The sequence below is a fragment of the Streptomyces sp. NPDC044921 genome (assembly GCF_056432865.1).
In genome coordinates, this window is sequence record NZ_JBWKIF010000014.1 from 221,876 (window position 1) to 246,539 (window position 24,664).

The following is a 24,664-nucleotide window of genomic DNA, read 5'->3' on the forward strand; positions in this document are numbered from 1 at the left end:
GTGCGGGCGGGCGCTCCTGGCACAGGTCCGGCAGGAACACCAGCGCGGTCAAGCCGGCCACCAGGGCCGGTGCCGTGGCCAGAAAGCTCCCTCGGAGAAGGGACCGAGTGCGAACGGAAGGGCCGTCACCACGGCCGTCACAGCCACAGCCGTGCGAGCCCGTCTTCGGACGGCCGCGGCCCCCGGCTCGCTGGGGAGCGAGTGGCGTGCCGCATCTCAGTCCCCGCCACCGCCCGGCGCCGGCCGTGCGGCGTGCCGGGCCGTGGAGTTCAGGACCAGGTGCTGCGGGTCGCTCGCCCGGTTGATCGCCGTCTCGACGGCGGCGATCCGGTCGGCCAGGACACCGAGGGCGGAGACGGCCCGGGCGATGTGGTCGTCCTCCGGGCCGCCGGGGGACTGGGCCCGGACATGTGCCGCCTTCAGCTCGGCCCAGCGGGCCGACTGCTCGGCCGTGAGAGTGCCGCGCAGCTCGGCCAGCTCGAGGAGATTGGTTTCGGCGCCGGTGGTGAGGGTCTGGGCCTCAGCTCGGTACTGGTCCTCGATCAGCGCGGCCAGTTCGTCGTCGTTCATGACGGGCCGGACGCGCTGGGCGATCTTGTGCATGGTGCGGTAGGAGCCCTGGAGCCGGAAGGGTGGTTCCGTGCGGGTCGTGTCCGACTGGGCCGCCGAGGCGATGTAGGCCGCGTTCACGGCCAGGACCGTCTCCCGGGCGGCGATGAGGTGACGCAGCACGGCCAAGATCTGCCCCAGCTCCCCGGGGGCGTCCGGATGTGTCAGGCGTTCCGCTCGCGCCACCGGGTCGTGCTGTGCGAGGCGGATCAGCAGGTCGAGGTCGGCGCCGTCACGGTCGGCGAGCGGGGCGAGGACGGAGTTGGCGGTGGGGGCGTTCTCGATGAGGCTGAGCGCGAAGACGTCGTCCTTGCCGGTCAGGACGTCGCCGAGGTTCCACACGTCGGCGCGGTTGGCGAGCATGTCGGGCATGCGATGGCCTTCACCGAGATGTCCATCACCTCGGCCTTGTGCGGCACGGGCAGTACGACCTGCCCGGTGAAGGTCACGTAGACCTTCCGCAGCTTGGAGACGGTCAGCGCCTTGCCCTGCTGCACCTTGCGGAACAGCAGGGAGAGACGAGCAGTACGGCGAGCAGGGTGACGGCGACGAGCACGCCGGCGCCCAGGAGGATGACATTTATGGCATAGGTCCTTGAGGCGCGAAGGAAGACGAAGCGTGAGAGAGCCGGCGGCGAGGGCCGACGGGGGTACTGCTCAGGCGTCGCGTGCCTGTCCGCGACCGCGCAGGCCGGGGTCGTTGGGCCGGCCGGGTTCGTCGAGGAAGAGCCGGTGCAGGGGACGCACGAACAGGCAGGTCAGTCGCCATGCGACGGGCGCGGCGGCTACGGGCAGGACCATGCCCAGCAGCCCGGTGGTGGCACCCGGCGGCGCGCACACAGCCAGCAGGAGGACGCCCCCGACGCTGAGGAACCAGGCCACGGCCGTCAGCATGGTGATGGCCACCACCACGGGTACGCCGCCCATGCCCCAGGCCCGGAGGTTGGCGTCCGCGTCGAAGGTGCCGACCGAGGCGAGACCCGTGGCGACGAGGAGCCAGAAGCACAGCAGCACGACGAGGGCGGTGGTCAGGAGGATCGTGGGCGGGCCGGTGACGACCGAGAGTAATGTCCGCATGCCGTACCCCCTGTCTCGTCCGCACTGCCCGTCAACCGCGCCGGCGGAGCACCGCTCGCTCAGGGTTCGGTGCCGGACACCTGCCGGTGTCCGGCACCGCATTCCCCGGTAGTGCTCCCCGCAGCCCATGCTGCACCCCAGGCGTCTGCCCACGCATTGCCGGTTCCCGGCAGTGTTGTTCAAGGTCTGGATGCCGGTCAGCCGCCAAGAGGCCGTCAGCGGTGCGTCAAGAACTGGGGCAAAACCCGGTGGGGTTGGGGATTCTGGAGGAGTATCTGGAGGGCTGCGCCCAGATACTCGGCGAGATCGCGGACACAGGTCGGCGCCTCAGCCGGGAAGAACTCACATTCCCGCGGGCACTCGGAGAGCAGGCGGCTGACGCCGGCCTCGGGCTGCGGGCCCTCCAACACGTCGGCCGACAGCCATACTTGACCATGCGGGGCCAACCCGCGGTGACGTGACGCGGGAGGGGCGGCAAGCCGGTGAACAGCGACACTCAGAGTGTGAGCAAGGCCGAGGTACGGCTCAAGTGGGACCCGAGTCCCTGGAACCAGCCATCTCACCATCTCGACATCATCGCCACGACCTACTCGGCGGATGCCCCCTACGGCCCGCCCGTGTACGTCGTCCACTTCGACAGCCGTTCACCGGACGGCACCATCAACATGGGCCGGCACAGCCGGACCGGTCAGGGTTTCGGCTACGTCGAGGTCATGACCCTGGAGCTCGATCGCCTCGCTTCCTCCTTCGCACGAGTGGTCGTGGGCGTGGCGATCCACCAGAACAACGGCCCCAAGACCTTCGGTGACGTTACGAACGTAGGCGTACTGGTCGTCGAGGGGTACAGGGAGCTCCTCAAGGACGACTTCACCCAGGTCTCGGGATCCACCGCGGCGACGGTCGCGGAGTTCACCCGGGATACTTCCGGAGCCTGGAAGTTTCACCAGATGGTCCGCGGGTTCGACAGCGACCCCACGGCCTTCGCCGCCGAGATGGGCAACGCCCCAAAGCCGTGACCCGGCACGGTCGGTTGCGCCGTCGGTTCCGGAAGGATGGGTGCAGGGCAGGAAGTCTGACGTGCCCTTCGGGTGAGGTCGGATACGGGCCGGCTCGGCGGCGCCGAAGGACGCTGGTGAACCGGGACGGGTCGACGTCGGCGGGCACGGTGTAGTTCTGACTGCCCTTGTTGCCCTTGAGTTTGCCGAGACTCACGTACGCGCGTCGTCGAAGACGTGCCAGCCGGCCCGCCCCTCCTTCACTGGCGCGTCGGTCAGCCACACGCGCAGATCCGGGCCGTTGCCGGTGACGAGGTCCTCCAGCGGTACGACATGAGATCCGTCGGCGAGCCGCACAAGCTTCACCTTGCCCGAAGTGGCGTGCTCGTGGCTGGTCAGTTCACCGCCCGCCGGCGTCCGGCACCGGGGCGCCGGGGAGGGGGACGCGGACGGTGCGCCCGGCCGGGAGGGGCCGCAGGAGCATCAGGGCTACGGCACTGGGCAGGGCCTCCTGCACGGTTTCGTCCTGCCCATCAGTGACACGATCACACACACCTCGGTGGTGTGCTCGACCCACAGCCGATGTCGTTCGGGATCCACACTCGGCACACCCACCGGCAGCGACTCGATCAGGACCCCGGCGGCGAGGAACACCATGGGTAGTGGACCGCCGCTTTGGCTGTCGAAGCCGTAGAGCACGTCACCGGCCTGCACCAGGGCGTGGAAGTCGGCCTCGCCGGCCGAGAGCGTGCGTCGGCCCACCCCCCCGCCTATTCCGTCGCAACCGGGCAGTCAGCGAACTCGGCGATGCAGCTGTGGGCCAGCACCGACGCCGGCCGCAGCTGGAACAGGCGCGCACTGCTTCAAGCGCTCGACCTGGCCGCACACCCGGCCACGCCCGCAGCGGTGAGGACCCGGCCGTCGGCGCTCAGTCCACCAAGCCGGAGCGTGTTGTGATCTCAGGATGTTCAGTCTGACTCTCGGCTTCGATCCCCGGCCGCCACCGTGAGTAACGAACCGTTGACACCGTGCAAGTGAGACGCAGCGACATAGAGGCGTCATGCTGCTGTCGTGGCGGGTCCCATCTGCTGCGCGCCGTGTCCGCGAATGCAGGAAGGGATCTGATGGCGAAGGCGCGGGGCATCATGACCGGTGGGGCTGAGTGCATCGGCGCCGAGGAGACGGTCCTGGACGCGGCCCGCAAGATGAAGGACCTCGGCGTTGGCGCCCTGCCGGTCTGCGGCACACGGACAACAAGCTCAAGGGCATGCTGACGGACCGGGACATCGTGCTGGGTGCTGGGTGCTGGGTGCTGGGTGCGGGTAAGGACCCCGCTACCTGTCCGGCTGGTGGCCTGGCACAGGGCGAGGCCGTCACCATCGGCGTCGACGACGACGTGCAGGAGATCTTGCGCACGATGACGGAGCATAAGGTCCGCCGCCTGCCAGTGATCGACGGCCACGACCTGGTCGGCATGGTCGCCCGGGCCGACGTCGCCCGCGTCCTGCCGGACCCCAAGGTCGGTGAGCTCGTTCAGGCCCTGGCCACCGACTGATTCCTGGGCGGCCGGGCCCCGACCGTCATCGGAAAAAGCGCCGGTATGACGTCCCCGGGTCCGGGGCATACGGATTGGTGTATTACCCATGTGAATGGCGGCAGCAGGGAGAACTCCGATGCTCATGGCACACCCCGCGGTACTGCGAACCCTGATCGACCAGTACGAAGCGCTGCGTATCCTGCACGCCGAGGACAGCAGCGCAGAGGTACGCCAGCGTATGGACGATGTCACCTACACGCTGTGCGTGTCGACCGGCACACGCGACATCGACTCCGCCCTCGTTGCTGCCCGTCATCAGCTGGCCGGTGCCCGCACCGAAGACGACTCCCTCCTCACCGCCTGACCGCCTTGCGTCGATCCGCCCGCCCTGTGAGCACGACAGCGAGCCTGCCGACCTTCACCAGTCTCCATGAGCTGACCCGGCTGGTCACCAGCCGCCGCGGGCTGTACGTGCGCTGGTCGCGTGGCCCGCAGCACGACCTGCCCGATGCGGCCAGCACGGACGACCTGACCGGCGTGAAACTGCCTGGGCTGTCGGCCAGCCTGCTGGACGTCGAAAACTGGTGGGGGGACCGGCCCGTGCCGATCTGGGTTGCCCGGCGGCTGTATGACTACTGCCACCTCCCGGGAGTGAAGGATCCGCGCACACGGCCGTGGGTTCTGCGGGGTGTGGAGACGGCCCGCGGACCGGACAACGAACCTCTGGTGACAGACGTGGACCCCCTCGGCTGGATCTCGGACCAGGTCATCGACGAAGCCTGCCATATCGTCGCCGAGCAGCCCGGACAGTGGGGCTCTCTCGACCGCGACGCAACCGCCTGAACCCCACAACCTGTGCGCCGCTCAGCCGGTTGCGCGTCGACCACAGTGCCCGCGCCGGGCGCGGGTAGTGTGCCGGCGGCGTGGGGCGGGCATTGCCGGCGGGGGAGGGGAGAGGTCGCAGTGCACGCAGTGCCGACGTGTGTGGAGGTGACGTCACCCGGCCGTCAGGCCACAGGCGCCCACCCGCTCGGGCTCGGCCAGCTGCACTAGCGCGCACAGCCGGAGTGCGCCGGGCACGCACGTGGTCTCGGACGTCCTCCGTGCCCTCAGCGGTGTCCCAGCGTGTCCGTACTGCCGCTGTTGGACAGCCGCCAGCACAGATGTCTGCCCGCTGGGGCATCGCGTCAGCGACCCGTTTCCGGGGTAGTCGCAGCGCATGAGCGAGATAGACCCCCGCAAGGATGTGCAGGACTGGGCAACCGGGGATGAACCGGCGACCGGCCCGCAGCTGAGCTACCTGAAGACCCTGGCCCGTGAGGCAGGCGAAGAGATCCCCGAGAATCTGACGAAGGCCGAGGCATCCCGGATGATTGACCGGCTGCAGCAGGCATCCCCGCGCACGCAACAGAACGGACCAACCGCCGAAGGACCGGGTCGTCACCGGGGCGCCTGACCACAGCAACCGGGCCCGCGCCGCCCTCGCTCCGTGCGATGGCACCCTGCCTCGACAGGCCGACGCACACCCCACTGCGCGCTACCGCCTGCGGTGGCCGGGTGGGGCAGGCCCCGCCACCAGGGCGTCAGCCGCGGATGGGACGCAGCATCACCGCATCGGGGAGTCGGAGAAAGGCTGGCTGTCGTCGACCTTGGTGTACCCCCAGGGCTCGTACAGCGCCATCACTTTCGAGTGGGTCGGGATCGAAATCGTCTCGCCTGCCCTGCGCGAAGCGCCTGCACAACGGCCCCCTTTCCGGGTTTCCACCGTGACTGGCCGCGCGCCACCGACTGGGTCGGTGCTGCTCTGCAGGAGCGACATGAGACCAATGCCAGAGACCAATGCCCTTGGTGGCCGCCAGCGCCTCTGCACCGACTTGATCTGCCTGCTCCCCGTCTCGGTTGACCAGCCACTGCACCTTCTCCTGATTCGTATGCTCCGTGCGGGCGGCGAGTCAGCCGGCCGGTCACCAGCATGATCGCTGCTCGGGCGGGGACGGGACGGCACCGGCGGCCCGAGAAGTAGCACGGGCGGCGCTGCTGCGCTTGGCTGGTAACCATGGTTCGCCCGCACGTTCCCGGAAGCTGTCCGCGGGGACGTCTGCGGTACGCACGGACGGGTACCTGCTTCAACTGGCGGAAAGGGGGCCCGCGTGTGAAGCGTGTAGCGGTGTCGGCATCTGGCGGCCTGGCGTGGTGCTGCCTGGTCGTAGGCGGCGGGCATGGCTGAGGATGCGGCGTCCTCGCTGGTGCGGCTGATGCAGGCCAGCCACATTGTCACGCTCGAGCAGCTTCCCCGGTTGATTGCCGAGCACGCCGCTGTAGCCGGCATGTATGACACGGCCGTGTTCGTGGTGGACATCCGGGAGACGGTGCTGCGCCAGCTGACGGGCCAGGGGCTGGACGCCGGGGACGGCGGGCAGGAGTTCTCCATCCAGGGCAGCCTGCCCGGCCAGGCGTATCAGCGCGTGACCCTCCTCGCCGAACCGGACAACAGCGGCGGTGTTGCCGGACGGCGACGGTGGTGGGTGGCCATCACCGACGGTGTGGAGCGCCTGGGCGTGCTGCGGGCCGACACCGACACCGACGACGAACCCCTGCGCCAGGCACTGCGCGACCTGGCCTCGATGATCGCGTTGCTGCTGCTCAGCAAGCGCTCCTTCAGCGACTCCTACGCCCGCCTGGTGCGCACCGAGGCGATGAAATGTGGCCGCGGAGATGCAGTGGAACCTCACTCCGCCGCCCGCCTACGCCGGGCAGGAAGCCACCGTCGGGGCGGTGATGGAGCCCGCCTACCGGGTCGGTGGTGACAGCTTCGACTACGCCGTGGCTGGCAGCACCCTCCACATGGGCGTCTTCGACGCGATGGGTCATGACACCACGGCGGGGATCACCGCGAACGTCGCGGTGGCCGCCTGCCGCAATGCCCGCCGCCAGGGCGCCTCGCTGGCCGAGACCAGCCGGCACATGGAGAAGACTCTGATCGAGCAGTTCGGCACCAGCCGTTACGTCACCGGCATCCTCGCCGACCTGGACATGGCAACCGGTCGGCTGACCTGGGTCAACCGGGGCCACCATCTGCCGATCCTGCTGCGCGGCAACCGGTGGACCACCGAACTCGCGTGCCCGCCGGCCGGCCCCCTGGGCGCCGACCTCGGACTGCCCGTGACCGAGTGCGTCGAGCAGCTGCAGCCGGGGGACCGCCTGCTGCTGTACACCGACGGCGTTGTCGAAGCCCGCGACGCCCGGGGTCAGGAGTTCGGACGGGACCGGTTCATCGATTTCATCCTGCGCCACCACTCCGGCGAACACACCCTGCACGAGGCGCTGCGCCGGCTGATGGCGGCGGTGCTGGACCATCACGACGGAAAGCTCGACGACGACGCCACCGTGCTGCTCACCGAGTGGCGCGGCGGTCACCAGCAGGAGCTGACCCCGTGACCCGGAACGCAAGGGAGTGGTCATGAGCACCGAAGGACCCGCCTCCTCCGGCCGGCAGGACACCCTGGAGCTGCAGGTGTGCTCACTTACCGCCGGCCGCTTCCTCGTGAGGGTTCTCGGTGATCTCGACCTGCACACCGCCTCGCGCTTTGCCGACGCCGTGCAGCCGCTCCTGCGCAGCGGCAGCCACAGTGTGCTCGTGGACCTGTCGGGCGTCACCTTCTTGGACTCCACCGGGCTGACCTGCCTGATAGGGGCCTACCGCGCGGCCCGGGACACCGGCGCCGGCCTGGTGCTGATCGCACCCAGCGAACGCGTACGGCACATGCTGGCCCTGACCGGCACCGATCAAGTACTGCACAGCTATCCCACCGTGGACGCCGTCCCCGACGAGCCGCCTGATCACTACTGACGAGGCTGAAGTGACGCCCGCGGCACAACAGAGCCGGACGAGATCGCTCCGGGCCGCTCGCAGACCCAGCGACTTCGCCGACGTGGGCGCGATCGAGCAGGTCTACTACGACCGCACCTACTCCATCGCCTCGGGCGGCAGAGTTCGGTGGCAAGGAACCAGGCGGGGGCATGGGTGAGGGCGGGGCTCCGTCACGTTCCCCGTCCTCACCGTCTCAACGCTACGCCTTGCACGGTCGCCCAGAGTCGGCGTTGCCCCCGTCCGTTCTGAGCGGTGGGTTGGGGCGGAGGTCGCGTCGCGGCTGGGGCCGTGTCATACACGGCCAGACGACGGTGGCGTCGTCGCCGAGCCGACCGGCATGGGGGTCCAGGACGGTGCCCATGAGGCGGCGCAGTACAAGGGAAGCCCTTCCTCACCTGACCAGCGGCCTGGCTGCTGGCATGCTCATCACCTCGACTGACGCAGCCGACGCCCGCGGGTATGGGCAGCGGCTTGTGTGGCACTCGCCTTTAGGCCCTGGCTGATGGGCGGCCGTCGAACGAGTGCAGTCGGGTGCCCACTACGCCAGCGACGTCGCCACCGGAGCCGCCGTCGGCCTGCTTCAGCGGGAGGCTCACTCACCGCGCCCGCGCCTGATCGCACGGCGATGGCGGTAATCACCCTGTTCGGTAAGGGCGTGGAACCGGCGGCAGTGGAGCCGGAATACCGGTGTGGCGGGAGCCCTGGTCCACGGTTCAGCGAAGAGTGCGCCTGCTGCTGGGCGTGTAGGCCTGCACGGCCGCGTCGGCAGAGCCGGGCTCTTCCCCGGCACGGCTGCGCGGGTTCACAGTGGAGGTAGCACCACCGCATGGACACCGGAGGCCGCCATGCTCATCCTCGGCATCATCTTGCTGGTCGTCGGGTTCGTCACCGGCATTTCCATCGTGTGGACGATCGGCATTGTCCTCGCGGTCATCGGCGCGGTCCTGTGGATCATGGGCTCCATGGGCCACGCGTTCGCCGGCCGCAGGCACTACTGGTGACCGCCCCAGGACGGCCTGACTTCACCCAACCGGCAAACCGACGCACCCGGCCGCCCGAGCCCTGCAGCGGGGCCCGGCCGCCCACGGCGCCGCCGGGATCGTCGGCCAGCGGAGGCGGACCTCACTGACCACCAGCTGCGTCAGATCCAGCGCGCGCTGGGAGACGGGCAGACCGTGCTCAGCCTGTACGCGGGTGAGGAAACCGGCCACAAAATGGCGGGCCCGGGCGACGTCCCCGTAGCCCGGGCCGCCGATGCCGGGCGGGTAGGCCAGCACGCGGCCTGGAGATCGTCATGGCCCTGGCCAGGGCTTCGAGGTGCAGCGCGAGCCGGTCGGCAAGCGCATCACACATCGGCCAGGTCGAGACAGAGCGACCAGTTGGCCGGGTTCAGGGCAATGGCACGCTCGAACGCCGCAACGGTCTGTTGAAGGATCACACAGCTTGCGCCACGTGCCCGCTAGCACAACTTCAGACAGCATGATCTGCTCAACGGAGTGCGCCTGGTCGCAGAGGGCAAACGACGCATCGATGAGACCGCATGCCCGCAGCAAGACCGCCATCTTGGCCAACGCCTCCGGCAACGGCTGGCGGGCAACGACAACGTCGATGGCTTCGAGCCAGGGCCGAGATCGTTCCCGCATGTTTCGGTGTCCGGATCACGGCCATAGTCCATCGTGCGCATTGCGGCCTGGCCGGCGCCTCGGCACTCACCACACCGAGAAATCGTTCATCGCTGAACCAGGGGGCGTTGGCCCGGGCCCTGGCCAGTCGAGGAGCCCTGTGTCCGGCGGGGTGCGCGCCGCATATCCTGGGCTCCCGAGGCCCTGCGCACCGGGCTTGTCAGCCTCAGATCGCCGTTCGCGGCGGTCCTGGAGTGGGGCGCATGACCAGCGCTCTGTCAGCCATGTTCTGCCGCATCGTGGATACAACGGAGGTGCTGAGTGAGGGTGAGGGCCTTCCGGGCCGATGGCGAGACGGCGGCTGACCAGCTCGAGGTCTGGCGCAAGCGCCTTGGCAGGGACGTGGTGCCGCTGGAGCCCGACGGGGGCGGGGGCGAGGGTTTCCGGCCCAGAACGCGGCTGCTCAGACTCGGCGCCACTCGGGTGTGGTCGACGACCGTGCAGCCGGTGACGGTCCGGCGCACACCCGATCTGATCCGCCAGTCCGATCCTCGGGTGTACTCGCTTACCCTGCCGCTTGAAGGCGGCAGCGAAGTGGTCCAGGCCGGCCGCGAAGTCGTCCACGGGCCCTACGACATGCACCTGCTCGACTCGTCCCTTCCCTACGACCTTCGTCTGTTCGGCAGCCGGTCGGTGCACCTGGTGGGGTTCGACGTACCCAAGGCACTGCTGGCGCTGCCTCCCGAGCGTATGGACCGGTTGCTCGTGCGGCGATTACCGGGACGGGAGGGGATCGGTGCCCTCCTGTCCGGCTGCCTCCTCCGGCTGACCCACGACACCGGTTTCTTCCAGCAGTCCGACGGGCCGCGTGTGGAGCCGCCCTGATCGAGTTGCTGTCCGGGCTACTCGCGCACCACCTCGACGTGTACGACTCCGCCCTGCCGGGGGACTCCGGGCGAACTCTGTCCGAGCGCGTCCTGGCGTTCGTCCAGGAGCACCTGCGTGACCCCCGGCTGACCCCGTCGGCCATCGCGGCCGCGCACCACATCTCCGTCAGCCACCTGCACCGCGTCCTGCGGAAGGAGGGCATCACCGTCGCGGCCTGGATCCGCCGGCAGCGTCTGGAACGGGCCCGTCGCGAACTGGGCGACCCATCCCTGCGCGAAACGTCCGTGCACCGTATCGCGATCGGCTGGGGGTTCACCCACCACGCCTCGTTCACCCGTGCCTTCCGCGCGGCGTACGGAATTCCACCGCAGGACTACCGGCAGCGGGCGCTGAGCTCCTGACACTTCCCGTCTGCCGGCGCTCTTCCCGCAGCGTCCGGCGAGCGGCGTCCAGCCAGCGCTTCCGGGTCTGAGCGATCGCCTCGAACTCCGCGGAGTGTGCACGGATCGCCTCCCGCTGGACGCGCTCGTCGGCGCGGGACCAGATCCGGATCAGGGCGGTCTCCTTCTTGCAGCGTATGTCCGCTCTCGCCGCGCTCAGTTCCCTTGCCGTGGGCCGCCCGGACCTGCGCCATGCGGGGTCGCCGGCCGGCGCGAACGGATCGGCGTAGTCGAAGCCGGCCCGTCCCATGCAGCGGCTCCACGCGCGGGTGGCGGCGGCGACCTGGTGTGTGCGCCGCGCAGCGGTGAACGTCTTCATGGCGTACCGGTCGAACAGAGACAGCCGGTCGAGTAAGACACCACGGAGCAGACGCGCATGCGCTCGCCCCCAACAGCCCCCAGGGGTCCCGCCCTTCCCGAACGCGGCCAGCCTCTGCCGCGCCGGCAGTCTGCCGCGCTTCGCCCAGATGGCCTGCCGACGGGCCTCGGCGGTGGACGGCGGTGGCAGGTGGTAGCCGTAGCGTGCTGCGGCCGCCGGGTCGATGAGCCCGTAACGGCGGGCGTTCGGCGGCTCCGCGTCTGCCGCCGATGGCAGGGGCAGCGTCTCCCAGTCCATTCCCCGGGTGCGCATGCAGGTGCGGACGAGGACGTCCTCGGCGGCTTCGACCGTGTGGATGTCGAGCGTGGAGAGGCGGTACGCGTCGAAGGGAAGGGGCACTCCGTAGGGTTGGGGGTCGGAGTCGCCTGGTGAGATCCGTTCGTCTGCCGGAGTCCCCGACCTCACCCGCGAGACGTCGAACGCGGCCACAACGGAGAGCGTGAGGGCGGCGAACAACGCGATCAGAACGGCGAAACGCCGCGGGTTGCGCATGATGGCTCCTTGGGCGAAGAGGTGGTGCCCCCGCGAGCGCGGCGGGCACCACCTCGGCCACTGCTACGAGGCGAAGACGACTACGTGAGGAACTTGACGCAACTGGCCGTGTTGCGGCCAATGTTGTAGTTGGCAAGGTCACGCGCCACCGAGAAGGCGGGGAAGGTCATGTGCTCACCGCCGCAGTCCCCGCCCGAGGCGTTGCCGATCGTGTAGAGACGCAGGGTTCGAGTGGTGAGGTTCTGGGCCGAGTCCGCGCCGTTCTGCACCGAAATGTTGGTGCCGTCCCACTCGTCGTTGCCGAACCAGCGGTCCGTGTCCCTGTACCCCTTCTCGTAGCCCCCGAAGTGGATCTCACCGTAGATCTTGAACATGGGGTCCTCGGCCGCCCGACCCGCGGGCGTCTCGGTCAGGGGCTCGGTCGACTCGCCGGCCGGGGCGGCCGCTGACGCCCCCTGCGCCGGGTTCGCGGACGCCGAGGGTGCGAGCCCCACCATGCCCAGTGTCCCCAGCGCGAGAGTTGCGAGCGCCGTAGCGATTCCTCGTCCCATCTCCGGACTTCCTCTCTGTCGCGTTGCGTTGACTGCTCCTTCAGCTTCCTCATCCGACTGGCTGCTGTCGTTGACCATCCGTCTCCACCGCTTGACCATCCGTACCGGGACCCTGCGCTGCAGTGGGTGTCCCACTCCTGGCCTGAAGCGCCGGGGGTACACAACGGAAAACTCTCGCCGCGATGCCGCCGTCTCGACAGGGGGGTGTTGCTGGACCCGTTGCCCCAGGCGTGGGAACTCAGCAGCCAGCTCATCGGCACGCTGCAAGGCATGCGGCTGAGCGGCAGTGTGCACGTGGTCGCCGCAGCGGAGAGTCTCCTCCCTGCAACCGGAGAGTCAGACCTGACGAGACAACGCCGACCGCTTCCAGCGGCAGGCCGATGCTGTGGTGGGCCGCCCGCGGTGCATGAGGTCCTAACGGGACCGTTGGACGTGCGGATAGGTGAACAGGCAGGCGGCGAGGCCGAGAGAGGTCTCGTGAATGTCGTCGCGTCGTTCCCAGCGCACACGCAGGCGGGTGGAAACCGCGCCGCCAGCAGTTGGTGCGCTCGACGACCCAGCGGAAGATGCCCAGGCCGGAGCCGCGCGGCTGACCTCGTTCGGCGATCACTGGACGGATCCGCGCTGCCACGGCAGTCGCCGGTACCTGACGTGGTCGTAGCCGCGGTCGGCGAAGAGCATGTCCGGTCGTCTGCGTGGCCGACCGACGACGCCGGCGGCCGGTGGGACCTTGTCGAGCAGGGGCAGGGGCAGGGGCTGGGTGACGTCGTTGCGGCTTCCGGCGGTCAGCGACACCGCGCGTGGGCTGCCCTGGTGAGGAAGCCGGCCGCCGGATGGCGGGCCCGGGCGATCTCCGTGCCGTCGTCGTCCAAGGCCACCCTGGTCTGTACGGACACCTCGGGCCTGGTGCCGTCCTCGCCCACAGGGGTGGATTCCATGGACGTCCACCGGGTCGGAAGTCAGTCCCGGCGGCGCGTATGGCTCGTATCCCGCACGCCCAGCGCACTCCGGTGCCCGTTTCCGTATGTACCGGCTCGGCGGACGTGCTGCCGTTTCGCCGGTAGGAGGGGTTTGCCTTTCATGTGCTCGGACGGGGCTCTGTCATCTTTCAGTATGGGAAATCGGTCCCAACTCATTCGGTAAGGGCAGGGATATCGCATGGCAGTCCTGTGTCGACCGGCGGTCTCGGTTCCGGAGTACGTCATCACCATGGAGGAGACACTCGAGCTCGCACGTGCGCGGCACGCAGACCATCCCCAGCTGGGCCTCGCGCTGCGCCTGATCGAGAACACCGGAGTGCGGACTCGTCACCTGGTGCAGCCGGTCGGCCGGACCCTCACCCATCCGGGGTTCGAGGAACGCAACCGGCTCTATGCGCAGGAGGCGAAATCCCGTGTGCCTCTGGTCGTCCGGCGCGCACTGGAGGACGGCGAGGTACGAGCCGCGGACATCGACATAATCATCTACGTTTCCTGCACGGGCTTCATGATGCCTTCGCTCACGGCCTGGCTTATCAATACGATGGGCTTTCCCTCGCACACCCGGCAACTGCCGATCGCACAGCTGGGCTGCGCGGCGGGCGGAGCCGCGATCAACCGGGCGCACGACTTCTGCTCGGCTCACCCCGGGGCCAACACTTTGATCGTGGCATGCGAATTCTGTTCGCTGTGCTATCAGCCCACCGACATCGGTGTCGGCTCACTGCTGTCGAACGGCCTGTTCGGTGACGGTGTGGCAGCCGCCGTCGTCCGTGGGAGGGGCGGCCACGGCATCAGCCTGGAACGCAACGGCTCCTATCTCATCCCGGGCACGGAGGACTGGATCGCTTACGACGTGCGGGCGACCGGCTTCCATTTCCTGCTGGACAAGCGAGTACCCGGCACCATGGAGCCGCTCGCCCCCGTACTGCGGAGCCTTGCCGACGGGCACGGCTGGGACGCTTCGGATCTCGACTTCTACATCGTGCATGCAGGCGGGCCGCGAATCCTCGATGACCTGAGCGCGTTTCTGCACGTCCCGCCAGACGCTTTCCGGCACAGCAGGGCCACGCTCACCGAGTACGGGAACATCGCCAGCGCCGTCGTACTGGACGCACTGCGACGCCTGTTCGACGAGGGCGGCGCGGACGACCGGGCGCGCGGTCTGCTGGCCGGCTTCGGCCCGGGCATCACCGCCGAGATGGCGCTGGGCCGCTGGACCCGTAACCCGGGCCCTGCACCGCAGGGGGCCCGATGACCGCCGTTCGCCCCCTGGCGTCAGCACCCGCGGACCGCGGCCTGATCATGCCGCCCGGTGAAGGCAGAACTCTTCGTGCCGCCGCCCAGCACGTGACGTTCAAGGTGACCGGTGCGCGATCACGTTTCTCATCGAGCTTCGAGGTGGTCGTGCCTCCGGGCTTCGACGTCGGCGCGCATGTCCACGCACACAGCGAGGAACTGTTCTACGTCCTCGAAGGGGAACTCGACGTCCTGGCCTTCGAGCCGCGCGTCCGTACGGCGGAGGGCTGGCGGGGGTGGCAGTCGGCGAAGGGCGAGCGTGTGGTCCGTGCCACACCCGGCACAGTCATTCTGGTACCGCCCGGCTGCCCGCACGCTTTCGCCAACCCCACCGGCGCCCCCGCCCGGATGTTCTTCCAGTCATCCCCGCCCCCCGACCACGAGCGCTACTTCGAGGAACTTCTGGAAATCCTCTCCGCCGACGGCCCCGTGGACCACGACGCCATCGCCGCCCTGCGACGCCGCTACGACATCGAACAGCTCACGCCGTTGCGCCACGACCAGCCGACCGGGAACATGTGATGCCGGACGAAACCGCCCCTTTGTACGAGGTCTCGGACCTTCCTGCCCTCGACTTCGACCCTTTCCTGCGCGAGGCGCTGCAGGCCGGACCGCTTGTCCGTATCCGACTGCCGCACGGAGCTCCCCAGGAGTGCTGGCTGGCGGCACGGTATGAATCCGTCCGGTTCATCACCTCCGATCCCCGGTTCAGCCGGGACATCGTCGGCCGGCCGCTGCCCACCATGAACAAACACCTCATCCCGTTGGACCGGGCGGTCAGCTTCGTCGACCCGCCCGACCACACCCGGGTCCGCTCAGTGGTCTCCTCGGCATTCAACCGTTCCGCCATGGCAGCTCTGCGTCCTCGCGCCCAGGCCGTGCTCGACGAGCACATCGACGCCATGATCGCGGCCGGTCCGCCCGCCGACCTGGTCCAGCACGTGACCTCCCCCTTCCCTTCCCATGTCACCGGCGCTCTGCTGGGGGTCCCGGAAACCGACCGTCCGCGGTTGCGCACCTGGGCGAACGCAGTCCTGACCCGAGCGAAGGACGAAGCCGAGGTGGCGAAGGCCCGGCAGGCCAAGGAAGAAGCCTGCGCCTTCTTCGCCGACCTGGCCCGCCAACGCCGTTTGCAACCGCAGGACGACCTCATCAGCGAGATGGGAGCAGAGCTGGGCAGTGGCAAGATCGAGGAGGAAGAACTCCTCGCGCTGGTCACGCTGATGGCCTTCAACGGCTGGCACGCCGTACGCAATCACACGTCCAACATGGTCTACCTCTACCTGACCGACGAGAGCCTGAAGAGACGGCTGCAGGGCGAACCGCACGCCGTCCCGGCGGCCGTGGACGAACTCCTTCGCTGGATCCCGCACAAGCACGGGGTGGGACAGGCGCGGATCGCCACCGAGGACGTCGAGGTGGGAGGCGTCCTGGTGCGCGAGGGGGAGGCCGTCTACGTCTCCTACGTCGCAGCGAACTGGGACGAGCGGGTCTATCCCGACCCGCACCTGATCGACCTCGACCGCGGCGGCCCGCCGCACCTGGCCTTCGGTCACGGGCCCCATCACTGCCTGGCGCCGCTGCTGGCCCGCCTGGAAGCCGAACTGCTGCTCGCCACCCTCGTGACACGGCTTCCCGGCCTGCGACTGGCCGTTGATCCCCACGACGTGGTCTGGCAGAAAGACGTACTCATCCGAGGACCGCTGAGCCTGCCGGTCACCTGGTAGAACACCGGCGGCTTCGGGTACTGCCGACAGCGTTCACCGCCGGTCGCCACATGAGCTCGGCGCCGAGGGAACCATGCCGGGCGGGGTGGGGATGTCACCGGAGTCCCGGCGCTGACGGGAACGAGGACGCTTGGCAGTCGGGCGGCAGAGTTCTGCGGGTGTCGGATGATCTCGCGCCTCGTGATCTGAGGGATCGTGTCGCTCCGCGGTCCCTGCCTCGCCCGCCGCGGCGTCGGCGGTATCCGTGCCGGCTGCCGACGGATGACCGTGCGGCTGTGCGCGGGATCATTGGCGTGCTGCGCACGAGTGTGACCCGGGCGGCCGGTCAGATCCGCTTCACAGGGGCGTGGGTACGGGGCGGCGCCGGGCGGCAGGCCGTCGTCGCCCTGATCCACGTCGTCACCGCGCCGCGCACCAGCTGGCGCGTGATGCGCGCCCGGCCACGAGACGCGGGTGCCGACGCCCGTACGCCATCCAGACGGAACGCCAACCGTTCCTGCGGGAGCGCGGGTGGACGGAAGGTCACCGACTCCGCTACGGGACTTCGACTCGCTGGACCACCTCCGACAGGGCGAGGCCCGGACCAGGCGTCCCGGGCCTTCGCCACGCCCTGGAATCTTTTCCGGCGCTGCTGTCCGGGTCCCGGCTTCGAGCCCGAGAGGGTGGGACTGCCCCCACCCGGGGCGCAGCAGACGCCACGGCGCAGCACAGCCCCCTTTGCCCGGAGTGGGCGGGCCGGGTGCGGCACCGCCGCCTGCCACGGGGCAGGGCAGCACCAGCCCTTTCCTCCCAGTGAGACCAGTGAGGAGCCCTCGCCGATAATCAAGGTCGGTTTGCATTTCAACGTGTTTCGTAAACCACGAACTGCCCGACTCGTACACAAAGAAGGCGATTCTTCCGAAAGGAGGCGGCCATGCATGAACTCCCGGGCATCGGCATCGCGCTACGGCTCATTCTGGCGGATGAGGTGATGTGCGTGCCGGACTGGCGGCTGACGCTGGCGGTTGGTGACAGCGACTGACACGCCGGAGTCATCCCTGCGGTGGCCTCGATTGCCGGGGCCACCGCTTCCAGCGAGGAAGCGGGTGAGTGATGAAGCAGCCGTGGACGCGGCGCGAGGAGGTCGTGGACGAGGTGGGGGGCCGCCGGGTTGCCGACCCGTACCGGTGGTTGGAGCCGGATGACAGCGCCGAGTGCGCGCGGTGGCTTCAGGGGCAGCAGTGGTGGCTTCGGGAGCAGGCCGGGGCGTGGCAGGGGCCACGGGAGGTCTTCAGCGGGCTGCTGGGCCGGTTTGTGGATGCGGGAAGTGCGATAGCGCCGGTGTCGTCTCCGCCGGTGTGGCGGCCAGGTCGCCGGTTCTTCCTGCAGCGCTCTGCAGGCCAGGAGCGGCCGGTGCTGATGGCGCGGGATGCGCAGGACGGCCCGCGGGTGGTCCTCGATCCGCTGCGGATCGACCGGAGCGGGCGCACCGCGTTGTGGGCCTGGCGGCCGTCGTGGACGGGCCGGCTGGTGGCCTGCCAGCTGTCGGTCGGCGGGAGCGAGGCGCCACTGCTGCAGGTGGTCGACGTGTCCACCGGCTGTGCGGTGGGGCCGGTGCTGCGGCCGGGGCGGGTGACCGCGGTGGCGTGGCTGCCCGGGGACCGCGGGCTGCTCTATGTCACCTGCCCGGCCGACGGCGGACCGCGGCAGGTGCGGCTGCACCCCGTCGCTGGCGATGCTCCGGACGGCGGTGCCCTGGCCGGGGACGAGGTGCAGGGTCCCGGAGAGGCGGTGGTGTTCACCACCGCCTGGCGGCAGCTGTCGGTGTCGATCAGCCCGTGCGGGCGCTGGCTGGTGGTCAGCTGTGCCCCCGGCGCCCAGTCCGGCAACCAGCTGCATCTCGCCGACCTGGCGGCCGCCCCCGTGCAGGACCCGGACTGGCGCCTGGTCCACGACGGCACCGCCACCGGCGTCCAGGCGGTGATCAAGTTCGGGCCCGACGGACTGCTGTATGCGATCACCACCGACCAGTCCCCGGCCGGCCGCATCTGCCGCATCGATCCCGCCCGTCCCGAGGCCGGCCACTGGACACCCCTGATCACCCCGGACGGTGACACGGTGCTGTCCGCCTGCGCCGTACTGACCGAGCCCGCCACCTGCGCGCCGCGGATGCTGGTCAGCTCCACCCGCCGCGGCGCGGCCGCGCTGTCGCTGCACGACAGCGACGGGCACCACCTCGCCGACATCCCCGCCCCCGGGCCGGGCACGATCTCGCAGCTGACCACGCCCCCCGGTCCCACGAGCCAGGCTTGGTTCACCTACACCGACTTCCTCACACCCCCGGCCGTCTACCGGTTCGACCTCCACGACGGGCGCTGCCACCCGGACACGCCCCCGCCCGACAACCCTGAGCAGCATCCTGAAGCCGCTCAGCGGCCCGAGGCCGGGCAGCCACAGCGGCCACAGGGTGGCCGGGTTCAGCCCGGCACCGGGCAGCCGCTCGTGGCCGCGCAGGTGCGGCAGGTGACCTACCCCGCCGGCGACGGCACACCCATCCCCCTGTTCCTGATCACTCCGGCCGGGCACGAGGCCGGTGGCGGTCCCTGCCCCACGCTGATGACCGCCTACGGAGGCTTCGGGGCCAGCGCAGCCCCAGCCTTTTCACCCACCATCGCCGCCTGGGTGAGTGCCGGTGGCCTGTACGCCATCTGCGGCGTGCGCGGCGGCGGAGAACGCGGCACCGCCTGGCACGAGGCAGGCCGGGCAATGAACAAGCCCACCGCGTTCGCCGACTACGCCGCCTGTGCCCGCTGGCTGATCGACCAGGGCTTCACCACCCCGAGCCGGCTGGCCATCAAAGGCGCCTCCCACGCCGGCCTGATGGCCGCCGCCGCCCTCACCCGCGACCCCCAGCTGTACGCCGCAGCCGTCTGCGCCGGCGCCCCCACCGACATGGTCCGCTACCCCCACCTCGGCATGGGCCCCTGGTGGATCCCAGAATTCGGCGACCCCACCGACCCCGAACAACTCGACGTCCTGCTCAGCTACTCCCCCTACCACCGCATCCAGCCCGGCACCCCCTATCCGCCCGTGCTGCTGATGACCTCGCGCACCGACGAGCGCGTCGGCGCCGCCCACACCCGCAAATTCACCGCCGCCCTCCAGCACGCCACCACCAGCGGCCGACCCATCGTCCTGCGCTGCGAAGACGGCATCGGCCATACAGCCGGCACCGCTTCCCGCTGGACCGACGCCGAAGCCGAAGCCCTCGCCTTCTGCGCCACCCATACCGGACTCCAACCCCGAGCACACCACCACCACAACTATGCGCCGCCCGCATCGACAAGCAGCTACCGGTGACCGAGCTCGAAAAGCGTTTAGAGGTCCTAACAAAGACGTTGGACGTGACGTGGTGATCAGGCAGGCGACGAGGCTCAGGAAGGCTTCGTGGATGTCGCCGCGTCGTTCCCAGCGGATCCCCAAGCGGAGGAACCCGTGCAGCCAGGCGATCGTGCGTTCGACCACGTAGCGGAAGACGCCCAGGCCGGAGCCGTGCGGCAGGCCCCGTTTGGCGATGACCGGACGGATGCCGCGCGCCCAGAGCAGGCGCCGGTACTGGTCGTGGTTGTAACCGCGGTCGGCCAGGAGCATGTCGGGCCTGCGCCGGGGGCGGCCGGAACCTTGTCGAGCAGTGGGACCAGCTGGGTGACGTCGTTGCGGTTGCCACCGTCGTTGCGGTTGCCACCGTCGTTGCGGTTGCCACCGGTAACGATACCGTGAGTGGGATGCTGGGCGGGCGGCTGGCCCGCCACTAAGGGCTGTCCCGTAAATGATCTTATGGCGGGCTGGGTGACCTGCCTGTTTCTGTGTTACCCGGCAAGGACGAGGTTGTGCTGGCGGGCGATACCGAGCATGGCGTGGTGAACGCCGTCGCCTTTCAGTCGGCAGTCGCGGAGGATCTTCCAGCCCTTCATGCGGGCGAAGACGTGCTCGACGCGGGCCCGGACCTTGCGGTGGGAAGCGTTGTGTTCCTCCTTCCAGGCCGGGAGCTCGCCCCTGGCCTCTCTCGCGGCGGTGCGGGATGACCAGGCCGGTACCTCGATAGCCGCCGTCTGCGATGACCGTAATCTTGCCGACGGCGTCTTTCGCGCCGGACAGCTCCCATGCCTTGCAGTCGTTGCGGTTGCCGGGCAGTGGCCGGCCGATGGCGACGACGAGCCGGGTGTCGGCGTCGATGACGACCTGGTGGTTGGTGGAGTACCTGTAGTTCTTCGACTGCTCGGCGATGGTGTGGTCGCGGGTGGGGACCAGGGTGCCGTCCACGATCAGCACGGTGTTCTTGCGGTACCGCTTGCGCTGCTGGAGCGCGAGCGCAGGGCCGAGGTGGTCGATGATGCGGTCGGCTGCCGACTCCGACACCCCGAACAGCGGCGCGAGCTGGCGCAGGGTCAGGTTTGTCCGCCAGTACGCGGCGACCAGCAGGACCCGGTCTTCCAGCGGCAGGCTCCACGGCCGGCCCTTGCGCACCGGGTCCGCACCCTCGCGCCGCACAGCGGTGATCAGCTTGCCGAACTGACCCGGGCTCAGCCCGGTGAACGCGGCTATCCAGGACGGCTCCGACGCTGTGATCACACCAGACACAGCGAGATCATCTCACCCGTGACCAGCAGTTACGGGACAGCCCTTAGCTTCGGCCCCGGCTCGGGCAGTAACGGCTCAATGAGCGACCACAGTTCGTCCGAGACGATCCACGGCCGCGACTGACGTTTCCCCACCCGACCAACGAACAGACAAGCCGACGGTCACCTGATAACAATCATCCCGCCGAGGACCTTGTGTGGGGCTGGTTGTTGATGGCCATGGTGATGGCTTCGAGGTCCGTGGGCGACCACTGGGAGAGATCAGTGTCCTTCGGGGAGTGCTGGCGCGGCAGCCTGTTCGTGTTCTCGTTCTTCGGTCGGTGCCAGGGTGGGTCGGCGAAGAACACCTTCGTTCCGGTATCGTGTGCGAGCTGGGCATGACTGGAGAGTTTTTTTCCATGGTCCCAGGGTGAGGGTCTTGCGTGGTTGCTCGGGGAGCTGTGCCATCGGCGTGGTGAGCGCCGTGTTTGCCGCGATCGCGCCATAGCTCCTGGGTGAGGGGCCGTTCTTCATGGGTGGTTGCTCGCCCCAGTCCTCAAGCCGAGGCAGGTGCGCCAGGAGCGTGGAGCGGCTGCTGCGCTTGACATGCGTGCCGATCGTGGAGCGGCTTGTTCCGTTGATCGAATCGCCTTCTCAGTGTCCGGGGGGCGCGCGGTTCCCGGCCTCGGCGGGGTGTTGACTGAGGACGGCGTGCGCGGTGACATGCCTCTGCGGTTTGTTCTGTGACCGTGTATGGGGGGTCGGCAGCGCCCGGCCGGTACGCAGACACGTGACCGGTTCCCGGTCGAGCGCGTCACGGTCTTCGATGAACAGCGCCTGGTAGATCGTTTCGTGGCTGATGCGCTTGGACTCATCATCGGGGATGTCGACGTGGAGCCGGTGCGAGATCTGCTCCGGGCTCCATGCCGTGGCCTAACGCCTGTCCTGCCGGCGCGGCTTGTTCGGCCCGTCCCACTCAGGCGTCTCAGGTCCGGTGGCGATCATGCCGTCGGGACGACGGACACTGCCGGCGAGCCGCTCGTGCACGTACTCAGGCAGCCTGTCGTTGCCTGCGAGCTTCGCGGTCTTCGGGCGCTTCGCGGCTTGCTGCGCCTTCCACTGCACGACCAGAGCACGGTAGGCCGGCCTGCCGCCCCGGGTCGCCGCGTTGCGGCGCAGCTCGCGTGTGATCGTGTCCGCGTCGCGGCCGATCCTGTGAGTGATCTCCCGCAGGCCGAATTCCTGGGCGCGCAGCAGCATGATCTCCTTACTGGCCCTAACAAAGCCTCTGGACGTGCCGATGGGTGATCAGGCAGACGGCGAGTCCGAGGAAGGCTTCGTGGATGTCGTCGCGTCGTTCCCATCGGATCCGTAGGCGGCGAAAGCCGTGCAGCCAGGAGATGGTCCGCTCGACGACCCAGCGGAAGGTGCCCAGGCCGGTGCCGTGCGGCTGTCCACGTTCGGCGATCACCGGCCGGATCCCACGCTGCCGAAGGAGTCGGCGGTACTTGTCGTGGTCGTAGCCACGGTCCGCGAAGAGCATGTCCGGCCGCCTGCGCGGCCGGCCGACCACTCCCGCGACCGCTGGAATCTTGTCCAACAGAGGCAGCAGTTGCGTGACGTCGTTGCGGTTTCCGCCGGTCAGCGACACCGCGAGCGGGATGCCCTGGCCGTCGGTGATGATGTGGTGCTTGCTGCCCGGCCGTGCGCGGTCGACCGGGCTGGGACCGCTTTTGGGCCCCTGCGGGCGGCCCGGACGTGGGAGGAGTCGATCACCGCCCGGGACCAGTCCAGCTGGTTCTTCGACCGCAGCTTGTTCAGCAAACAGCTGGTGCAGCTGGTCCCAGACGCCGGTCTCGTTCCAGGCCGCCAGGCGCCGCCAGCAGGTCATCCTGAATGCCGGTGTGCAGGACGAACAGGATCCCGCACAGAGCCTGTCGGTCCGGCACCCGCGGCCGCCCTTCCACCTGCTTCGGTGCCGGATCGGGCAGCAACGGCTCGATCAGCGACCACAGTTCGTCCGAGACGATCCACGGTCGTGATTGACGCTTCCCCATGCCCACATCAACGAACGATCAAGCCGACGGTCACATGATCAAACCGCTTTTGTTAGGGCCAGTTAAGGCTCAGCGAACGACAGATAGCGGCCGGTGGGCTCATTCAGGCTGATCGGCGGCATCCCGCCAGCGTGGGGGAATTGCCGGGTTGCGGCCGGCCATGAGACGCCGACAGCCACCGCTGCCTCTGCCGTCGTCCAGCCACCGCTGCCTCTGCCGTCGTCACTCCCGACGCGCTCCGCCGCCAGAAGTGGCGCTGCACCGCACGAGTGGGCTCTGGCCGACCCGGTGAACGCATCGGCGGTCGCATCGCCCGATCCGCTGTCCACTGCCGTCGTGCTCCCGCAGGTGCCTTGGGCAGCTTCTGCTTCTGGTCTCGTCCCATCGCATACATTCGTGATCAAGGTGTTGCGACGGCCAGTTGGATTCGCTCTCGCTGCCGTGATCGCTGTGTATGACACAACCGGGCTCCACATGCGCCCGGCCGTGAGGCGGTGATCACTGGCGACGGCACGAAGTACGTTTTCGGCCTCAACAAGCTCGACGGAGCCACCGACGAGCGCACCAACTCGACCTGGACAGTGCCGGTCTTCGGTGACGACTCCGGAGAGCCCGGTTACAGCAAAGGCGACAGCTTCGCGGACCGGTGGGCCGCACAGGCGTGGCGCTGGAACCTGGACTACGTCGAGGATCCCTCTGGCAACGCGGTCACTTACTGGTACGCCAAAGAGGGTAACTACTACAAAAAGAACAAGGCGGAGACCGCCAATACCGCCTATGACCGCGGCGGCTACATCAGGGAGATCAAGTACGGCCTTCGTAAGGGAGATCTGTTCACCGATCAGGCCGACGCCAAGATCGTCTTCGACTACGAGGAGCGCTGCACGGCCTACGACTGCGGTCAACTGACCAAGGACACCGCAGACAACTGGCCAGACGTGCCGTTCGATGCAATCTGCTCCAGCGGCGATAAGGACTGCCTCGCGGTCGGGCCCTCGTACTTCTCGCGCAAACGCCTGACGAAGATCGACACCTTCTCCTGGTCAGCCGCGTCCGGTGGCTACGACCCGGTGGACTCCTGGGCCCTGTCGCAGCGCTACCTCGATGGCGGCGACATCGGCGACACCTCCGACCACGTGCTGACGCTGCAGTCGATCGAGCGCACCGGTAAGACTGGCACTGCCATCAAGGTGGAGCCGATCTCATTTACCTACCAGATGCGGCCCAACCGTGTGGACGGCACCGACGACATCCTCCCGCTGACCCGCCCCCGTATCTCGACCGTCACCTCAGAAACCGGCTCCATCACCACGGTGACGCTGTCCAGCCCCGAGTGCACACGTAGTCAGGTAGCCGGAGCAGCCGAAGACACCAACACACGTAACTGCTTCCCGCAGTACTGGCATATCAACGGTGCAGAAAACGCCTCCGTCGACTGGTTCCACAAGTACCTAGTACTGCAACGGTGCTTGCCGTGACTGATGGCCAGGTCAGGGGCTGTGTCCGCGTCGTTTGTAGTGGCTGGTGCGGGCCTGGTGCTGTCGTC

Annotated in this window: 22 protein-coding genes and 10 pseudogenes; 17 read left to right on the forward strand and 15 right to left on the reverse strand. The window is 68.8% G+C overall.

The genetic code is table 11. The annotated features are described in order from the left end of the window. Nucleotides 1–216 precede the first annotated feature (216 nt). The 3 genes and pseudogenes from AC07DA_RS22835 to AC07DA_RS22845 all read right to left on the reverse strand — a co-directional run. Nucleotides 217–981: pseudogene (locus AC07DA_RS22835) on the reverse strand (DNA repair ATPase); the annotation flags it as partial. Between the two features lie 2 nt (nucleotides 982–983). Then, nucleotides 984–1,192: pseudogene (locus AC07DA_RS22840) on the reverse strand (flotillin family protein); the annotation flags it as partial. Nucleotides 1,193–1,265: 73 nt separating this feature from the next. Continuing rightward, on the reverse strand, nucleotides 1,266–1,685 hold the full coding sequence (locus AC07DA_RS22845) for a hypothetical protein (RefSeq protein ID WP_479130008.1): 420 nt from the start codon (nucleotides 1,683–1,685) through the stop codon (nucleotides 1,266–1,268). 482 nt (nucleotides 1,686–2,167) lie between these two features. On the opposite strand from AC07DA_RS22845, the gene AC07DA_RS22850 reads away from it, so the two are divergent. Next, nucleotides 2,168–2,701 (forward strand): TerD family protein, encoded by a 534-nt coding sequence (locus tag AC07DA_RS22850; protein ID WP_479130009.1) that lies wholly within the window; start codon nucleotides 2,168–2,170, stop codon nucleotides 2,699–2,701. Between the two features lie 109 nt (nucleotides 2,702–2,810). Here AC07DA_RS22850 and AC07DA_RS22855 read toward each other — a convergent pair. After that, nucleotides 2,811–3,209: pseudogene (locus AC07DA_RS22855) on the reverse strand (DM13 domain-containing protein); the annotation flags it as partial. Further along, entirely contained in the window at nucleotides 3,170–3,442 is a 273-nt protein-coding gene (locus AC07DA_RS22860) for a hypothetical protein (RefSeq protein WP_479130038.1), read from the reverse strand. The gene AC07DA_RS22860 and the pseudogene AC07DA_RS22855, both read right to left, overlap by 40 nt. Nucleotides 3,443–3,804: 362 nt before the next feature. Between AC07DA_RS22860 and AC07DA_RS22865 the strand changes: the two are divergent. The 11 genes and pseudogenes from AC07DA_RS22865 to AC07DA_RS22915 all read left to right on the forward strand — a co-directional run bounded on the left by AC07DA_RS22865 (nucleotide 3,805) and on the right by AC07DA_RS22915 (nucleotide 10,999). Continuing rightward, nucleotides 3,805–4,235: pseudogene (locus tag AC07DA_RS22865) on the forward strand (CBS domain-containing protein). 118 nt (nucleotides 4,236–4,353) lie between these two features. Next, nucleotides 4,354–4,581, forward strand: a complete 228-nt coding sequence (locus AC07DA_RS22870; protein WP_479130010.1) for a DUF5133 domain-containing protein — start codon at nucleotides 4,354–4,356, stop codon at nucleotides 4,579–4,581. Nucleotides 4,582–4,607: 26 nt separating this feature from the next. Then, nucleotides 4,608–5,060 carry a DUF6098 family protein gene (locus AC07DA_RS22875; protein ID WP_479130011.1) on the forward strand — a complete coding sequence of 151 codons (453 nt, stop codon included), beginning with the start codon at nucleotides 4,608–4,610 and terminating at the stop codon, nucleotides 5,058–5,060. A 376-nt stretch (nucleotides 5,061–5,436) separates the two neighbouring features. Beyond that, a complete protein-coding gene (locus AC07DA_RS22880) occupies nucleotides 5,437–5,673 on the forward strand; it encodes a DUF3072 domain-containing protein (RefSeq protein ID WP_479130012.1) in 237 nt (78 codons plus the stop codon). 763 nt (nucleotides 5,674–6,436) lie between these two features. Continuing rightward, nucleotides 6,437–7,024, forward strand: a complete 588-nt coding sequence (locus AC07DA_RS22885; RefSeq protein WP_479130014.1) for a hypothetical protein — start codon at nucleotides 6,437–6,439, stop codon at nucleotides 7,022–7,024. Then, the gene (locus tag AC07DA_RS22890) at nucleotides 6,933–7,655 is read left to right on the forward strand and encodes a PP2C family protein-serine/threonine phosphatase (RefSeq protein WP_479130015.1); all 723 of its coding nucleotides are present in this window, start codon (nucleotides 6,933–6,935) and stop codon (nucleotides 7,653–7,655) included. The genes AC07DA_RS22885 and AC07DA_RS22890 overlap by 92 nt, the downstream gene beginning before the upstream one ends. A gap of 22 nt (nucleotides 7,656–7,677) precedes the next feature. Beyond that, nucleotides 7,678–8,067 (forward strand): STAS domain-containing protein, encoded by a 390-nt coding sequence (locus AC07DA_RS22895; protein ID WP_479130016.1) that lies wholly within the window; start codon nucleotides 7,678–7,680, stop codon nucleotides 8,065–8,067. Nucleotides 8,068–8,933: 866 nt separating this feature from the next. Then, nucleotides 8,934–9,089 carry a DUF6131 family protein gene (locus tag AC07DA_RS22900; protein ID WP_479130018.1) on the forward strand — a complete coding sequence of 52 codons (156 nt, stop codon included), beginning with the start codon at nucleotides 8,934–8,936 and terminating at the stop codon, nucleotides 9,087–9,089. 231 nt (nucleotides 9,090–9,320) lie between these two features. Beyond that, nucleotides 9,321–9,444 (forward strand): annotated as a pseudogene (locus AC07DA_RS22905) (ATP-binding protein); the annotation flags it as partial. Nucleotides 9,445–10,037: 593 nt separating this feature from the next. After that, on the forward strand, nucleotides 10,038–10,595 hold the full coding sequence (locus AC07DA_RS22910) for a cupin domain-containing protein (RefSeq protein WP_479130019.1): 558 nt from the start codon (nucleotides 10,038–10,040) through the stop codon (nucleotides 10,593–10,595). Between the two features lie 5 nt (nucleotides 10,596–10,600). Next, a complete protein-coding gene (locus tag AC07DA_RS22915; RefSeq protein ID WP_479130021.1) occupies nucleotides 10,601–10,999 on the forward strand; it encodes a helix-turn-helix domain-containing protein in 399 nt (132 codons plus the stop codon). Here AC07DA_RS22915 and AC07DA_RS22920 read toward each other — a convergent pair. The 4 genes from AC07DA_RS22920 to AC07DA_RS22935 all read right to left on the reverse strand — a co-directional run bounded on the left by AC07DA_RS22920 (nucleotide 10,929) and on the right by AC07DA_RS22935 (nucleotide 13,398). Continuing rightward, nucleotides 10,929–11,909 (reverse strand): hypothetical protein, encoded by a 981-nt coding sequence (locus AC07DA_RS22920; RefSeq protein ID WP_479130023.1) that lies wholly within the window; start codon nucleotides 11,907–11,909, stop codon nucleotides 10,929–10,931. The genes AC07DA_RS22915 and AC07DA_RS22920 overlap by 71 nt on opposite strands. Before the next feature lie 80 nt (nucleotides 11,910–11,989). Then, the gene (locus tag AC07DA_RS22925; protein WP_479130024.1) at nucleotides 11,990–12,460 is read right to left on the reverse strand and encodes a hypothetical protein; all 471 of its coding nucleotides are present in this window, start codon (nucleotides 12,458–12,460) and stop codon (nucleotides 11,990–11,992) included. 606 nt (nucleotides 12,461–13,066) lie between these two features. Beyond that, a complete protein-coding gene (locus tag AC07DA_RS22930) occupies nucleotides 13,067–13,255 on the reverse strand; it encodes a hypothetical protein (RefSeq protein WP_479130026.1) in 189 nt (62 codons plus the stop codon). Continuing rightward, on the reverse strand, nucleotides 13,246–13,398 hold the full coding sequence (locus AC07DA_RS22935) for a hypothetical protein (RefSeq protein WP_479130027.1): 153 nt from the start codon (nucleotides 13,396–13,398) through the stop codon (nucleotides 13,246–13,248). Before AC07DA_RS22935 ends, AC07DA_RS22930 begins: the two co-directional genes overlap by 10 nt. Before the next feature lie 220 nt (nucleotides 13,399–13,618). Between AC07DA_RS22935 and AC07DA_RS22940 the strand changes: the two genes are divergently transcribed. From AC07DA_RS22940 to AC07DA_RS22955, 4 genes are all read left to right on the forward strand, one after another. Further along, nucleotides 13,619–14,695 (forward strand): type III polyketide synthase, encoded by a 1,077-nt coding sequence (locus tag AC07DA_RS22940; protein WP_479130028.1) that lies wholly within the window; start codon nucleotides 13,619–13,621, stop codon nucleotides 14,693–14,695. After that, a complete protein-coding gene (locus AC07DA_RS22945) occupies nucleotides 14,692–15,258 on the forward strand; it encodes a cupin domain-containing protein (protein WP_479130029.1) in 567 nt (188 codons plus the stop codon). The genes AC07DA_RS22940 and AC07DA_RS22945 overlap by 4 nt, the downstream gene beginning before the upstream one ends. After that, nucleotides 15,258–16,463, forward strand: a complete 1,206-nt coding sequence (locus tag AC07DA_RS22950; RefSeq protein WP_479130030.1) for a cytochrome P450 — start codon at nucleotides 15,258–15,260, stop codon at nucleotides 16,461–16,463. Before AC07DA_RS22945 ends, AC07DA_RS22950 begins: the two co-directional genes overlap by 1 nt. 1,092 nt (nucleotides 16,464–17,555) lie before the next feature. After that, a complete protein-coding gene (locus tag AC07DA_RS22955) occupies nucleotides 17,556–19,802 on the forward strand; it encodes a prolyl oligopeptidase family serine peptidase (RefSeq protein ID WP_479130031.1) in 2,247 nt (748 codons plus the stop codon). A 54-nt stretch (nucleotides 19,803–19,856) separates the two neighbouring features. On the opposite strand, the pseudogene AC07DA_RS22960 reads toward AC07DA_RS22955, so the two are convergent. The 6 genes and pseudogenes from AC07DA_RS22960 to AC07DA_RS22985 form a co-directional block, all read right to left on the reverse strand. Further along, nucleotides 19,857–20,170: pseudogene (locus AC07DA_RS22960) on the reverse strand (transposase); the annotation flags it as partial. Nucleotides 20,171–20,311: 141 nt separating this feature from the next. After that, a pseudogene (locus AC07DA_RS22965) lies at nucleotides 20,312–21,083 on the reverse strand (transposase). Nucleotides 21,084–21,282: 199 nt separating this feature from the next. Further along, a pseudogene (locus AC07DA_RS22970) lies at nucleotides 21,283–22,330 on the reverse strand (IS30 family transposase); the annotation flags it as partial. A 7-nt stretch (nucleotides 22,331–22,337) separates the two neighbouring features. After that, nucleotides 22,338–22,952, reverse strand: coding sequence for an IS5 family transposase (locus tag AC07DA_RS22975; protein WP_479130032.1), 615 nt, complete (start codon nucleotides 22,950–22,952; stop codon nucleotides 22,338–22,340). Then, a complete protein-coding gene (locus tag AC07DA_RS22980) occupies nucleotides 22,879–23,118 on the reverse strand; it encodes a transposase (RefSeq protein ID WP_479130033.1) in 240 nt (79 codons plus the stop codon). Before AC07DA_RS22980 ends, AC07DA_RS22975 begins: the two co-directional genes overlap by 74 nt. A 68-nt stretch (nucleotides 23,119–23,186) precedes the next feature. Then, nucleotides 23,187–23,512: pseudogene (locus AC07DA_RS22985) on the reverse strand (hypothetical protein); the annotation flags it as partial. A gap of 100 nt (nucleotides 23,513–23,612) precedes the next feature. On the opposite strand from AC07DA_RS22985, the pseudogene AC07DA_RS22990 reads away from it, so the two are divergent. Further along, nucleotides 23,613–24,578 (forward strand): annotated as a pseudogene (locus AC07DA_RS22990) (RHS repeat-associated core domain-containing protein); the annotation flags it as partial. Nucleotides 24,579–24,664: the final 86 nt, after the last annotated feature.